The 13053-nt window shown below is 29.6% G+C and carries 15 protein-coding genes and 1 riboswitch; of the genes, 3 read left to right on the top strand and 12 right to left on the bottom strand.

Annotated elements, in window-relative coordinates; all coding sequences use genetic code 11:
• Positions 1–251 precede the first annotated feature (251 nt).
• From B5E92_RS13630 to B5E92_RS13620, 3 genes are read left to right on the top strand one after another with little or no spacing between them, the layout of a single operon-like run.
• Positions 252–1277 (top strand): D-alanyl-D-alanine carboxypeptidase family protein, encoded by a 1026-nt coding sequence (locus tag B5E92_RS13630; protein ID WP_239406483.1) that lies wholly within the window; start codon positions 252–254, stop codon positions 1275–1277.
• Positions 1270–1842 carry a hypothetical protein gene (locus tag B5E92_RS13625; protein WP_087303121.1) on the top strand — a complete coding sequence of 191 codons (573 nt, stop codon included), beginning with the start codon at positions 1270–1272 and terminating at the stop codon, positions 1840–1842. Before B5E92_RS13630 ends, B5E92_RS13625 begins: the two co-directional genes overlap by 8 nt.
• Positions 1835–2344 (top strand): spore maturation protein B, encoded by a 510-nt coding sequence (locus B5E92_RS13620; RefSeq protein WP_087303119.1) that lies wholly within the window; start codon positions 1835–1837, stop codon positions 2342–2344. The genes B5E92_RS13625 and B5E92_RS13620 overlap by 8 nt, the downstream gene beginning before the upstream one ends.
• A 22-nt stretch (positions 2345–2366) precedes the next feature.
• On the opposite strand, the gene B5E92_RS15715 is transcribed toward B5E92_RS13620, so the two are convergent.
• The 12 genes from B5E92_RS15715 to B5E92_RS13565 form a co-directional block, all read right to left on the bottom strand.
• Positions 2367–2531 (bottom strand): hypothetical protein, encoded by a 165-nt coding sequence (locus tag B5E92_RS15715; RefSeq protein ID WP_204215218.1) that lies wholly within the window; start codon positions 2529–2531, stop codon positions 2367–2369.
• A 92-nt stretch (positions 2532–2623) separates the two neighbouring features.
• Positions 2624–4066: an alpha-amylase gene (locus B5E92_RS13615; RefSeq protein ID WP_087303117.1), complete on the bottom strand. Its 1443-nt coding sequence runs from the start codon at positions 4064–4066 to the stop codon at positions 2624–2626.
• 17 nt (positions 4067–4083) lie between these two features.
• Positions 4084–5466, bottom strand: a complete 1383-nt coding sequence (locus B5E92_RS13610; RefSeq protein WP_087303115.1) for a D-2-hydroxyacid dehydrogenase — start codon at positions 5464–5466, stop codon at positions 4084–4086.
• Positions 5467–5475: 9 nt separating this feature from the next.
• Complete coding sequence (locus B5E92_RS13605; protein WP_087303114.1) at positions 5476–6939, bottom strand: metallophosphoesterase; 1464 nt, start codon at positions 6937–6939, stop codon at positions 5476–5478.
• Between the two features lie 61 nt (positions 6940–7000).
• Positions 7001–8386, bottom strand: a complete 1386-nt coding sequence (gene asnS / locus B5E92_RS13600) for an asparagine--tRNA ligase (RefSeq protein ID WP_087303112.1) — start codon at positions 8384–8386, stop codon at positions 7001–7003.
• A 52-nt stretch (positions 8387–8438) separates the two neighbouring features.
• Positions 8439–9068, bottom strand: a complete 630-nt coding sequence (locus tag B5E92_RS13595; RefSeq protein WP_087303110.1) for a redox-sensing transcriptional repressor Rex — start codon at positions 9066–9068, stop codon at positions 8439–8441.
• On the bottom strand, positions 9061–10095 hold the full coding sequence (tsaD, locus tag B5E92_RS13590) for a tRNA (adenosine(37)-N6)-threonylcarbamoyltransferase complex transferase subunit TsaD (RefSeq protein WP_087303108.1): 1035 nt from the start codon (positions 10093–10095) through the stop codon (positions 9061–9063). Before tsaD ends, B5E92_RS13595 begins: the two co-directional genes overlap by 8 nt.
• Positions 10086–10541, bottom strand: a complete 456-nt coding sequence (gene rimI / locus B5E92_RS13585; protein WP_087303106.1) for a ribosomal protein S18-alanine N-acetyltransferase — start codon at positions 10539–10541, stop codon at positions 10086–10088. The genes tsaD and rimI overlap by 10 nt, the downstream gene beginning before the upstream one ends.
• Entirely contained in the window at positions 10535–11137 is a 603-nt protein-coding gene (gene tsaB, locus B5E92_RS13580) for a tRNA (adenosine(37)-N6)-threonylcarbamoyltransferase complex dimerization subunit type 1 TsaB (RefSeq protein WP_087303104.1), read from the bottom strand. The genes rimI and tsaB overlap by 7 nt, the downstream gene beginning before the upstream one ends.
• Positions 11134–11583: a tRNA (adenosine(37)-N6)-threonylcarbamoyltransferase complex ATPase subunit type 1 TsaE gene (gene tsaE / locus B5E92_RS13575; protein WP_087303102.1), complete on the bottom strand. Its 450-nt coding sequence runs from the start codon at positions 11581–11583 to the stop codon at positions 11134–11136. The genes tsaB and tsaE overlap by 4 nt, the downstream gene beginning before the upstream one ends.
• Before the next feature lie 9 nt (positions 11584–11592).
• On the bottom strand, positions 11593–12126 hold the full coding sequence (locus tag B5E92_RS13570; RefSeq protein ID WP_087303101.1) for a DUF402 domain-containing protein: 534 nt from the start codon (positions 12124–12126) through the stop codon (positions 11593–11595).
• A 91-nt stretch (positions 12127–12217) separates the two neighbouring features.
• Positions 12218–12745, bottom strand: a complete 528-nt coding sequence (locus B5E92_RS13565) for an energy-coupled thiamine transporter ThiT (protein WP_087303099.1) — start codon at positions 12743–12745, stop codon at positions 12218–12220.
• 71 nt (positions 12746–12816) lie between these two features.
• A riboswitch (TPP riboswitch) is annotated at positions 12817–12917 on the bottom strand.
• Between the last annotated feature and the right edge of the window lie 136 nt (positions 12918–13053).

Below are 13053 nucleotides of genomic sequence, written 5' to 3'. Positions count from 1 at the left end.
AAACAGTTAAGATAATTTGCATATTATTTTCTCAAATTATTTTAACTGTTTTATTATATTTATTAATTTTATTTGACTAATTCCTTTATTTTTTTGTTCAAATAATCTGCTAATCAACAATTATAATTAAACTATCTTTTTTAATTAAATATTAACTATTGCTATAAAACCTTTTAAAATATCTAGATTGATATTACTTTAATTAAGTCTAAAAAAACATTTGATGCATAGACTACTAGGGGTGAGTAATAGTGAATTTTGTGATATTCAATATAATTATTTCATTACTTTTACCAATGAATACAACTAAATTAAATGCTACCGAACCGGTATCATTTCAAGGTAAAAGTTATATCGTGATGGAAGCCGCCAATCAAATCGTCATTGAAGGTAGTAATGAAGACTATATCCAAAGTGTTGCTTCAATTTCCAAAATCATGACCTGTATCATTGCAATTGAAAATATGGATTTAGATACAATCATCACTGTTGATGAAACAATCAATCATGCCTGGGGCAGTGGTATTTATATACATATAGGTGATAAAATCAGTCTTCGTGATTTACTATATGGTCTAATGCTTCGTAGTGGTAATGATGCAGCAGTAATGATTGCTAAAGCAGTCGGAAAAGAAGTTAACAAGTTTGTTGATATGATGAATGATAAAGCAAAACAATTACAATTGCATAGTACAACCTTTTCTAATCCAACTGGACTTGATGAAGAAGATAACGGTAATCAGTCAACTGTTTATGACATGGCCCGTTTAATGGCTTATTGCCATCAAAATCCTATCTTTAATGAAATCGTATCAACTGTTAAATATACTAGAGAAGATGGTAATGGTACCTGGCAAAATAAAAATAAACTGCTTACTAATTATAAATATTGTATCGGTGGTAAAACTGGTTATACCAAAAAAGCTAAACGCACTTTAGTTACAATGGCTCGAAAAAATGATTTAGATTTAATAATTGTAACTTTTAATTGTGGCAATGACTTTGAGTTTCATGAAAAAAAATATGAGGAATGTTTTGATAAATTAGAAGAAACCAAGATTTTTTCTAAAGGTATCGTTGAATATAAACAACAGCAATATTATTTAGATTTTGATATTTTTGTAAATAAACAAGAAATTGATAAAGTTGATGTTTCATTTGAAAATGATGAAATCATTGTATCATTAAATGATCAGCCCGTAGCTAGGGAAAAAGTAGTTCCATACAATTTTTTTATAGGCTTTAAAATGGTCTTAAAGGATCTTTTCTATGGCTAAGGTTTTTAAATACGGTTTAATTATTTTTATTTCAATATCATTTTTTACCCATAATCAATCACAGCTATTATCTGCTATTTTAAGTTCACCACAACAAGTTTTTGATTTAATTAAAATTTTAGTATTAAGTGCTTGTTTATGGAACGGCTTATTAAATATTATCAAAGCATCGGGATTGATTAATCATCTTTCATTAATTTTAAAACCAGTTTTAAAATTAATTTATGGCAAAGTAATCGAAGATAAAGAAGCTTATTTATATTTATCAACAAATTTTATCGCTAATATGTTAGGTGTTGGTTCTTTAGCATCGATTAGTGGTTTAAAAGCAATGCAAGCATTAACAAAATATCAAACTAATAAAAAAATTCCTTGTAAAGAAATGATGCTTTTAGTAATTATGAATACAACTGGTTTTTCATTAATACCATCCACAATGATGACATTAAGGCAAAGCTATGGTAGTCAAAACGTACTTGGCTTTTTTATCTATAGTCTTGCAATCGGTTTTATTATAACTATTATTGGTATTGTTGTAAGTAAAGTGATTGAACATTATGGATAGTTTGGTTTTAATTATTATTGCAGTTGCTTTAATTGAAGCTGCAATAAAAAAAGTAGATATTTTTAAAGAGTTTTTAGATGGTGTTAAAGAGGGCAGTAAATTATTAATAACATTATTTCCTACTATGATGGCATTTACTTTATGGGTCGTCTGTTTTCAAAATTGTGGTTTAACAACTATTTTAGAATCAATATTTCATAATATAATTAAGACTATTAATATTCCAGTTGATGTTTTTATGATGATGATCATTCGTCCTTTTTCGGCAAATGGATCACTGGCAATTTTAAACGATTTATTTGTAAACTATGGCGTCGATCATCCCTATAGTATTCTTGGTTCAATAATTCAAACTGGCAGCGACACTACTTTTTATGTAGTAACATTATATTTTGGTAGCATCAAAATAAAAAATAGTCGCTATGCTTTAAAATTAGGCCTCTGGTTAGATTTCATTGCCTGTTTACTAGCTGTTATTTGTTATTTAGTTTTTATAACTTAAAAATTCCTCTTATGAGGAATTTTTAAGCATAATTAGCTTTATTAACACTTACATATTTCCAGTAAGATCGATGTTTTCCTTTACAAGCGATTACTGGATAATTCGAATAACCAAATTCTCGAGCAATCGTTCCTTTAGGAACTTTATTAGCATGTGTTAGTTTTCCATTTAAAACTGCATATTTCATATTTAGTTCCTCCTTTATTTACAACTATATTATAAATAAAAGTTTGTTTTTTATTAAACAGAAAACATCTATTAAACACCGATAAAAAGGTTTTAAATTTTTTTTGTCCAAACAGATACTGAACCACCATTAACTAAAAATATACCAAAACCATCTTTATCAATAATTACTTCTTCCAATACATTGTTTAAACAATCAACAAATGTTTCATTTGCATGTTTTTTTCCAACATACATTTTCTTTTGACCACCTGGCCCATCATTTACAATAACTGCAAATCCACTATTTAAATGTTGACTATCACCTTCATAACTCCAGCCAACAATATTATTATCATCAAAATAGTTATGTTCTTTACCATACATAAGTTCTTTTCGGACTTTTATCATTTTATCTATTACATCTTTAAACGAATCAACGTTATATTCTGGTATTCCGTAATAATCACCATAAAATACACAAGGATAGCCATATTGTCGTAATAAAATCAAGGCATAAGCAATTGGTTTAAACCAGTTAGCAACTGAACTTTGTAATGACTGTCCTGGTTGACTATCGTGGTTTTCAACAAAAGTAACTGCATAATCAGGTGCTTTTTTAACTAAAGTATCTTCAAAAATAGATCCCATATCAAAAGTTCCATTACTACTGGAAATATAATGAAATTTAAAATGCAAAGTAACATCAAATAATGACATGCAATAATTAGATACTTCTAAATAATGTAATAATTTATTAACATCACCATGCCAATATTCACCAACAGCAAACAAATCACGATTACTATAGTTACGAAGCTCTTTTAACCATCTTGTAAAAAAAGTAAAATCGATATGTTTGACAGCATCTAAACGAAAACCATCAACATTTGTAAAATCAAGATACCATTTACCAAATCGAATTAACTCATCAACAACAGTCTGATTATTAAAATCAACATCAGCTCCCATTAGATAATCATAATTACCATTTTCATTATCTACTAACTGATCCCAACTATCACCATCGAATTCATAAATAGCATGGCGCTTTTTTCTTTCGTCATAATCGACACCATCAAAACAGCTTTCATTCCAAATGAAATTAGAATATTTACCATTTCTGCCTTTAAAATCAAATCGAGTCCAGGCTTCAATCTGTTCTTTATCAGAAATCACTTCATTACGATCAAACATATCATTTTCAACGGCTGTTACTAATTCTGTTCCATCAGCACCCATCCGATGATTTAAGACCATATCACCATAAACTTCAATTTGATAACGATGGAGTTGAGCTATAGCTTCTAAATATTCATCTTTAGTTCCATATTTAGTTCTAATAGTTCCCTTTTGATCAAATTCACCTAAATCATATAAATCATAAACACCATAGCCGACATCATTAATACCACCTTGTCCTTTATAAGCAGGTGGCAACCAAAGAGCATCAAATCCTGCAGCTTTTAAATTTTTCGCCTCTGCTTTAAGTCTTTGCCAGTGTTTACCATCATTAGGTAAATACCATTGGAAATATTGCATCATTACTTTTTGCATATTTTTAACCTCAAAAATTAATTACATCTATTTCTAAAACTACCTTTTTTAAAACTTTCAATATTTAAGCATACTTCTTCAATAACTCGATTACGTGTTTCCACAGGTGCCCAAGCAATATGAGGAGTCATTAACAGTCTAGTTGGATCTTGAATTTCTAAAAGTTTGCTATCAGCTTTAATTGGCTCGTTTTCAAATACATCTAAACCAGCTCCAGCAATTAAATGATTTTTCAAAGCATCAACTAATGCTGTTTCCTTAACAATCTTTCCTCTTCCAACGTTAATTAAATAAGCACTATTTTTCATTTTCGCAAATGCTTCTTCATCAAACAAATATTCAGTTTGTTTATTTAAAGGAGCATGAATTGTAATTATATCACTAGTTTTCAATAAAGTATCAAAATCAACTCGTTTAAACTGCGCCTGATTATTACGACCACTAGTAGAATAATATTGTACTTGACAACCAAAAGCTTCAGCAAGATTAGCTACTTTACGACCAATATCACCCATACCAACAATTCCCCATACTTTATTATCTAATTCATGAAAACTATGTCCTAAATGAGTAAACATTGAACTAGAAGCATAATTACCAGAAGCAATATAATTATGATAATAGTGATTTTTATTATACAAATCTAGCAATAAAGCAAAAGTATGCTGCGCAACTGCATTAGTTGAATATCCTTTTACATTACATACAGCGATATTAGCTAACTTACAATATTCTAAATCAATATTGTTTACACCTGTTGCCGTTACACAAATTAATTTTAATTTAGTAGCATTTTTTAATTGCTCAGGGCCTAATATATGTTTATTAGTAATTACAATACTAGCATCTTCAATTCGCTTGCTTACTTCATCTACTTCAGTTTGTTCATAAATAATCGCATTACCATATTGATTTAAACAACTACAATCAATATCACTTCCTAAAGTTTCACGATCTAAAAAAACAATTTTAAAATCACCTTTTGACATCATTATAATTTCCTCATACTCTTTACCTTGCAACATTTTTCCTAAAATATATGGCATTTTTAAATCATATTTTTCAATCACACGACAATTACCACTCATGATGCCATTTTCAATTTTAAATTCCAATTCATGATTTAGTAATAAAATCGCTAAAAAACGGCTTGTCATCTCCTCATATTCACTAATTTTTTCGGTCACCTTTTTTACAAAATCATTATCTTTTTGAATACAAGCATTAACACATTTTTGAAAATCTGTTTCTTTTTTTAATTCCTCTTGAAAAATCTCATTAGTAAGTAATGGTAAAACTATATTATAAACATTCATTGGTACCGAACCATAACCTTTTGTAAAACAATATAATAAAGCCCCACCAGTTTTTTCATCATTTATTTTATCAATCAAATCCATCTTTTACTCCTAAAATAAATTAATAATAATTCTTTGACGATCTTGTAACGTAATATCATCATAAATAATAAAACAATATTTAAAACGTTTATAACGATGATCATATTTTAAAATATTATAACTTAAATAACGACTCTTAAATTCCTTAGCTCCACTACCACAAGCCGAACCAGCAGCAATGACATACATTCCTTCTTGGAACGTAAAAAAAGGCAAATGCTTATGACCATGTAAAACATATTGAATATTATGTTTTCTTAACCATTTTACTAACTCTCTACTATCAACTAAAGCTTTAGTACTATCAATTATTTTCCCAACAAAAAGCTTTTCACGCCATCTTTGCTTCAAAAAATCATCGCGTGTAATTGGAAATAAATGATGATGCAACATAGCAATAAGAGTATATTTATTAATATCTTCAATAGCTGCTAACTCTTCATCAATAGCATCAAGCTGTTTTTGACCAACTTTTCCTCTAGCTAAATTTCCTTCACCAGTAGAATCAATTTTAATTAAAATTATTTTTTCATCTTCAAATACTTTAATTTTTTCACTAAGTAAAAAAGCAATTACTTTACTTTTTTGACGTTTAAATATATTTAAACCATGAACAATAACATCATGATTACCTAAAATAAAAGATACATCAGATTTATATTTATTTTTTAACATTTTCATAAAATCATCTACTTCATACATGTTTTTACGATTAGGTGAATTCATTAAATCACCTGTAATTAAAAACTTAAGCTGATAGTATGATTTTAACATTGGTACTGTTTCATCTAAACTTTTTTCCAAAGCAATACGTCCTAAGTTTTTCTTTTTACTTCCTAAATGCAAATCACTTAATTGGACAAAAAAACTATCATAAGGACTTAAATAGCGAATTGAAAAAATTGTATCATGCTCAATTTTAAACATGATTTCTTCAATATCTTTAGAAGTATACACTGGTGTAAAAACACACTGATCACCCTTGAAAATTAAAAAACCAGGCCAGCGATCAATTTGATAAAGAGCAGTAACAAAATGCTTAAATGGTCCATAAAATGACAAATCATCTTTATTTAATAAACGATGACAATTAATTAAACTTACTCTTTCACTGCTTAAATCATCAACAATTTGCAAAGAAGTTAAATAAGTATTAATTGGTTCACTATAATCAAAACTTGCTAAAACTACTATTTGATATTTATCTCGCTGTTGTAACACATAGTCTTTTATTTGTTGATATTGTTCAGGGGTAAAACGTTCTGTTATCTGGTCAATTGATCTTGCCTTAGTAAAATCAATAAACATATCAAAATTAATTTCTTCAATGGCATCTAATATAATATTTCTTTCTTGCATCCATTTTCTTAATTGGCACAATCCACGATAACCATCTAATAACCGATTAAAATATGTAGGACTACTATCAAAAATCAAGTTTAAATAGGCGTTGATTAAATCATATTCATTCACTTTATCGCCTCCTTATCTTATATTATAGAAAAAAGCCTATAATTTTAATAGGCTTTTTTTTCTAAAATTTCAAATTTCTTGGCGTTCTAGGGAATGGTTCGACATCACGAATGTTTTGCATTCCTGTTAAATACATTAAGAAGCGATCGAACCCAAGTCCAAATCCAGCATGTTTACATCCACCATAACGACGTAAATCCATATACCATTGTAAACCTTCTTTATTCATACCTTTTTCATCCATGATTTTTTCTAATACATCATAGCGTTCTTCACGTTGGCTACCACCTACTAATTCACCAATTCCAGGTACTAATAAATCACATGCAGCTACTGTTTTATTATCATCATTTAAACGCATATAGAAAGCTTTAATTTCTTTAGGATAATCTGTTAAAAATACTGGTCCTTTAACAACTTGTTCGCAAATATAGCGTTCATGTTCACTATTTAAATCCATACCCCAATAAACTTTATTTTTAAATTTAACATCAGCTTTTTCTAGAATTTCAATTGCTTGAGTATATGTCATTCGTTTGAAATCACTATTTCTTACTTTAGTAATACGATTAATACAATCTTTATCAATCATATTAGCAAAAAATTCCATTTCAGCTGGTGCATTATCTAATACATAATCGATACAGTATTTTACCATATCTTCGATTAAATCCATATTGTCTTCTAAATCCGCAAAAGCTATTTCTGGTTCAATCATCCAGAATTCACTTGCATGACGTGATGTATTAGAGTTTTCTGCTCTAAATGCTGGTCCAAATGTGTAAACATCTCTAAAAGCTAAAGCAAATGCTTCAACATGTAATTGACCAGTAACTGTTAAGAAAGCTTCTTTACCAAAGAAATCATCTTCAAAATTAGTATCATCAATAGTTGTTGCTCTAAACATTTCTCCAGCACCTTCACCATCATTACTTGTAATTATTGGTGTATGAACATAAACAAATCCTTGTGATTGGAAAAATTCATGAATAGCCATTGATAAAACACTACGTAATCTAAAGATAGCATAAAAACTATTAGCACGTGGTCTTAAATGTGGAATTTCTCTCATATATTCAAATGTATGACGTTTCTTTTGTAAAGGATAATCATTATCACATGTTCCTTCTACTTCCACTTGAGTAGCTTCTACTTCAAAAGGTTGTTTTCCTTCTGGTGTTAATTTTAATTTACCAACTACTCTAATTGCACTTCCTGTTGCAATTTTTTCAACTTCTTCATAATTATCAACACGATCTTGAGTATATACGATTTGTAAGTTTTTAAAATACGTACCATCGTTTAAAGCAATAAAACCAAGTTTACCATTGTTACGATTTGTACGAACCCATCCTTCAAGTTCAACATATTCATAGCCTTCTAAATCCATAACTTGATTGCTTAAAAACATTTCATACAATTCTCTTATTGTAATAAATTCAAACATATTAATCCTCCTATTTGTATCATTATAATTTAATTTATTGATTTATCAAGTACTACTTGCGATGAGAATCCATTTTAATCACTAATTCCTGGATTGCTACAACTACATCAACCTGCTGTACCTCAACTCCCTGATCAACTGTAAAATGCGTATGAGTAAAATCAACAATTCCTTTGATTCCTAATTTCATTAATCGATCAACAGTTGATTGAACATTTTCCGAAATAGCTAAGATTGCAATTTTACAACCTTCTGGAAAAGTCTTTTCTAAATCATCGATATTATATATTTTAACACCAAAGCGTTCTCCCTCTTTATTTTTATCTTGATCATAACCACAAACAATTTTTCCTACCGTATATTGCCAGCGATTATATTTTAAAATAGCACTTCCTAAATTACCAACGCCGATAATAATAATAGATTCATCTAAACCTAAACCTAACACTTCACTTAATCCATCAATAAGATGTTTAACATCGTAACCTTTGCCCCGTTGACCAAAATTACAAGTTTTAGATAAATAAGTAAAATCTCTACGAATAGTAGTATCTTGAATTCCAGTCAAACTTGATAGCTCACTAGATAAACAGTTTTCTTTGCCTTCGTGTTGCATCTTTCTTAGCGCTTTTAAATAAATTGGATATCGTGACATCGTTGCATTTGAAATCTTTTTATCCATTATGCTTTACCTCACTAACTGACTCTTGCTGCAAGTCAATATTAGGTTTAATTCCTAGTGATAAATCACTAAATATTTGTAAATCATACATTTCTTTAGCGGCTAATGCAATCATCATAGCATTGTCAGTACAACAGCTCATCGGTGGTAATAACAACTCAACATTATCCAATTTACTTACTGCTTCATTCATAGCATTACGAAGCCCGCGATTAGCACTAACACCACCAGCCATCATGACTTGTTTTACATTATAAGCTTTAGCTGCTTTTATTGTTTTATTAACTAGTGATGTAATTACTACATTTTGAAAAGATGCTGCTAAATCATTTTTATTTATTTCTTCATGGCGTAAATAAGCTTTATGATTCAAATTAATAACAGCTGATTTTAACCCACTAAAACTAAAATTATAACTATCATCATCTAATGGTACTGGTAAATCATACGTATTATTTCCTAAAGAAGCCATTTTATCCAAAACTGGTCCACCTGGATATGGTAAATTTAAAACGCGTCCTACTTTATCATAAGCTTCTCCAACGGCATCATCTAAAGTTTCCCCAATTACTTCAAATTCAAATGGTGCTTTTAATAATACTAGTTCACTATGACCACCACTAACTACTAAACATAAACTTGGATATTCGATATCCTGGTTATAATTATTAGCATAAATATGTCCGGCAATATGATGAACACCAATTAAAGGTTTATGATAAGCCATTGCAATAGTCTTAGCTGCTTGAAGACCAATATGCAATGAACCAACTAATCCTGGTCCTTTAGTTACTGCAATAGCATCAATTTCTTCAATAGAAACGTTAGCTTTTTTTAATGTCTCTTTTAAAACAAGTGATACACATTCAACATGTTTACGACTGGCAATTTCTGGAACAACCCCGCCATAAAGAGCATGGACATCAATTTGTGAGGCAATTACACTCGCTAAAAAATCACGTTTGTCTTTTAGTACGGCCATTGCCATTTCATCACAACTAGACTCTATTGCTAGAATTAATGACATGATTTCTCCTCCATTTCTCTAATCATTAAATAGGCATCTTCATGAGTATCTTGATAATAATCTTTTCTAACAGCTACGATTTTAAAACCACAACTCTGGTATAAATTAATTGCTCGCTGATTTGATACTCGTACCTCTAAATTAATATTATCATACCCTAAATAACTACTGATTTCGATACATTTATTCATTAACACCTTAGAATATCCATGTCCTTGATGTTTTTTAGCAACACCTAATGTAGTTATTTGAGTTTGATCTCCTAAATTCCACATTCCAATATAACCAACAATTTCTTTTTCTATTTCTAAAACTAAAATTGTTGAAAATGTATTTTTTGTAATTTCATAAACAAGATCCTCTTTACTCCAGGGTGAAGTAAATAGTTCATGTTCCATGGCAACTACTGCATCGATATCTTCTAATTCCATTTTTCGAATTAACATATTTTTTTAGCCTCAACATCCTTTAAATATTGGGGAACTAAATTATCAACATCCTGACAATAATCAACACTTAAACTAGCTTGATAAATGTTTTGCCACAAATCCACCTCATGTTCAGGACATTCTACAAGCTGGCAATCACCTACTACTTCATAATCAGGATACTGCTTCTTTAAAGCTGGAAAATCTTCAATTAACATTATTTGATCATCTATTACAGCATGATTATCATTATATACCCCGACAAAAATTTTTTTACTTCGAGCATCAATAACACTAATTGCCTTATGATTTCCGGCATAACTATGCAATGAAGAAACAGCTTTAATTTTAACTTTAGAAATAGCTGCTAATGTTTTAGCAATTGTTAAAGCAACCCTTTGACCTGTATATGATCCTGGTCCGATTGTAATAACTAATTCATCAACATCCAATAATTCCCATTGTTGTTTTTTTAATATTTCTTCCAAACGAACCAAAGCATCTTCAGACTGGCGTCTATTTCCTGCTTCTTGATATTTTTGCAATGCTTTACCATCTTGATAAAGTCCAATTACTAAATATGTATTTGATGTATCCATCACTACTGTTTTCATCCCAACGCCTCCAATAACTGTACATACTCTTTACCAATTGCTTTTAAAACGAATTTACGTGCGTTTTCATCAATTTTATTAATTTGAATTTCTAGCCGTTTTTCAGGTAATATATCACTAATAAATTCAGGCCATTCAACTACACAAACATCATCACTGTCAAAAATTTCTTCAAAACCTAAATCATTATCCTGCCCTTCTAAACGATAAGCATCAAAATGTGATAACTGTAATCTTCCTCGATATTGTTTTAAAATTGTAAAAGTTGGACTGTTAATAACTCTTTTTATTTGTAATCCCTGACCAATCCCTTTAGTAAAAGTAGTCTTACCAGCACCTAAATCACCATCTAAAGTAATTAACATTCCTGGCTGTAATAATTCGCCTAATTTTTTTCCTAATGATAATGTAGCTTCTAGATTTTCAACAAATATTGTTTTTTCCATTTTATTCTCCTATCCTTGCGTCAAATCTTCATAGACATGGTACCAATGCTTAGTGAAATCTTCACTAAATGGCCCTTCTTTTTTAATCGCTAAATCGATTAATATTTGCAATTGTTTTTTTAATATTTGATCTAATTCTTTAGAATAATTCATTGCTCTTGCATGTTGTTTATATTCTTCTTCATCTAAAATACGATAATTACCATCAGGAAAAACTTTTAAATCCAAATCATAATCAATATATTTCAAAGCCTCACCATCATATAGAGTTGGAGAAGCAATATTACAATAATAATAAACACCTGTTTTACGAATCATACAAATTACATTATACCATTTTTTCTTAGGAAAATAACAGATAGCCGGTTCTCTTGTATGCCACATCCGGCCATCTGCTTCAGTTACTAAAGTACGGTTGTTTATGGAAATAAAATGATCATCATTTTCATCCAAAATAAATCCTTTTGACCAACAGCGATGAATCGTTCCATTATGCTTATAACAATGAATTAATACTTTCTTTCCTATCAGAGAATCTGACATCATTTTCTACCTCGCTTTTATAACATTAACATTATACACAAAATATCTTACTTTTTAAAGTCAAAAGAAAAAGGTATCAGATTTCTGATACCTAAATACGAATAACTCGCTTTAATCTTGGATATAAAATCATAAATAATATAAAGCAAGCAACCATTGTTGCAATATTATATGGTAAATTATAACTTAAATTAGCACGTAATGGTGTTGCAAAAGCATACCAGCCAGCAATTAAATGACTGATTGTTTTTAAAACCATTACAATTACTATTCCAATTGGAATCTCTACCTTGTTTACTTTGATTAATGGAATAATTCCTACCACTCCCACAATTGCCATTGGTAATAAATAATCAAAGATTACTGATAAAGCTCCATAAAATGTTGCTAATCCCAAAACAAAATGTAATCCCACACAAACTAGTGATACCACTAATCCATAAATAGGTCCCATTAAATAACTACATAACATCAATGCAACAAGTGAAAATGCAACATTTCCTCCTCGAGGCATTTGTGGTGTAAATTGTGTTAGATACTCTAACACGATTTGTAGCGCCGCAAAAATTGCCATATACGCCATTGTTTTGGTGTTAATTTCAAATTTACTTTTTTTCATGTTTGTTCCCCTTTCTTTACAAAAGAGCCAACAAAATTAAAAAATGCTTTTTTACAAGCGTAAAAAAGCAAATAGTTAAAATTTTGCTCTCTCTACGCTGGCATTACCCAGTTCAGATGATAAGGGACAAGGTTTTCACCTTTCTCAGCATAACGCGCCCCTGGCTCGTATACTATTATAGTTTATTTAATCGAAATAGCAAGAAAAATAATAATTGAAGTATTATTTCCTTTTTACATTTTAATACTTTAATAAAAAGAAAATTAATAAACTCTTGCTTTTATCTAGAAATTTGAGAAAATGATGAT

The organism is Erysipelatoclostridium sp. An15 (assembly GCF_002160675.1).
Lineage (GTDB): Bacteria > Bacillota_I > Bacilli_A > Erysipelotrichales > Coprobacillaceae > Thomasclavelia > Thomasclavelia merdavium.
Note: the sequence above shows the minus strand (reverse complement) of the source record. Positions and strands in the feature narration are given on the sequence as shown.

Coding starts and splice junctions, on each gene's coding strand:
- B5E92_RS13625 (WP_087303121.1), top strand. CDS start 1,270: ATGGCTAAGGTTTTTAAATACGGTTTAATTATTTTTATTTCAATATCA.
- B5E92_RS13620 (WP_087303119.1), top strand. CDS start 1,835: ATGGATAGTTTGGTTTTAATTATTATTGCAGTTGCTTTAATTGAAGCT.
- B5E92_RS15715 (WP_204215218.1), bottom strand. CDS start 2,531: ATGAAATATGCAGTTTTAAATGGAAAACTAACACATGCTAATAAAGTT.
- B5E92_RS13615 (WP_087303117.1), bottom strand. CDS start 4,066: ATGCAAAAAGTAATGATGCAATATTTCCAATGGTATTTACCTAATGAT.
- B5E92_RS13610 (WP_087303115.1), bottom strand. CDS start 5,466: ATGGATTTGATTGATAAAATAAATGATGAAAAAACTGGTGGGGCTTTA.
- asnS (WP_087303112.1), bottom strand. CDS start 8,386: ATGTTTGAATTTATTACAATAAGAGAATTGTATGAAATGTTTTTAAGC.
- B5E92_RS13595 (WP_087303110.1), bottom strand. CDS start 9,068: ATGGATAAAAAGATTTCAAATGCAACGATGTCACGATATCCAATTTAT.
- tsaD (WP_087303108.1), bottom strand. CDS start 10,095: ATGTCATTAATTCTAGCAATAGAGTCTAGTTGTGATGAAATGGCAATG.
- rimI (WP_087303106.1), bottom strand. CDS start 10,541: ATGTTAATTCGAAAAATGGAATTAGAAGATATCGATGCAGTAGTTGCC.
- tsaB (WP_087303104.1), bottom strand. CDS start 11,137: ATGAAAACAGTAGTGATGGATACATCAAATACATATTTAGTAATTGGA.
- tsaE (WP_087303102.1), bottom strand. CDS start 11,583: ATGGAAAAAACAATATTTGTTGAAAATCTAGAAGCTACATTATCATTA.
- B5E92_RS13570 (WP_087303101.1), bottom strand. CDS start 12,126: ATGTCAGATTCTCTGATAGGAAAGAAAGTATTAATTCATTGTTATAAG.
- B5E92_RS13565 (WP_087303099.1), bottom strand. CDS start 12,745: ATGAAAAAAAGTAAATTTGAAATTAACACCAAAACAATGGCGTATATG.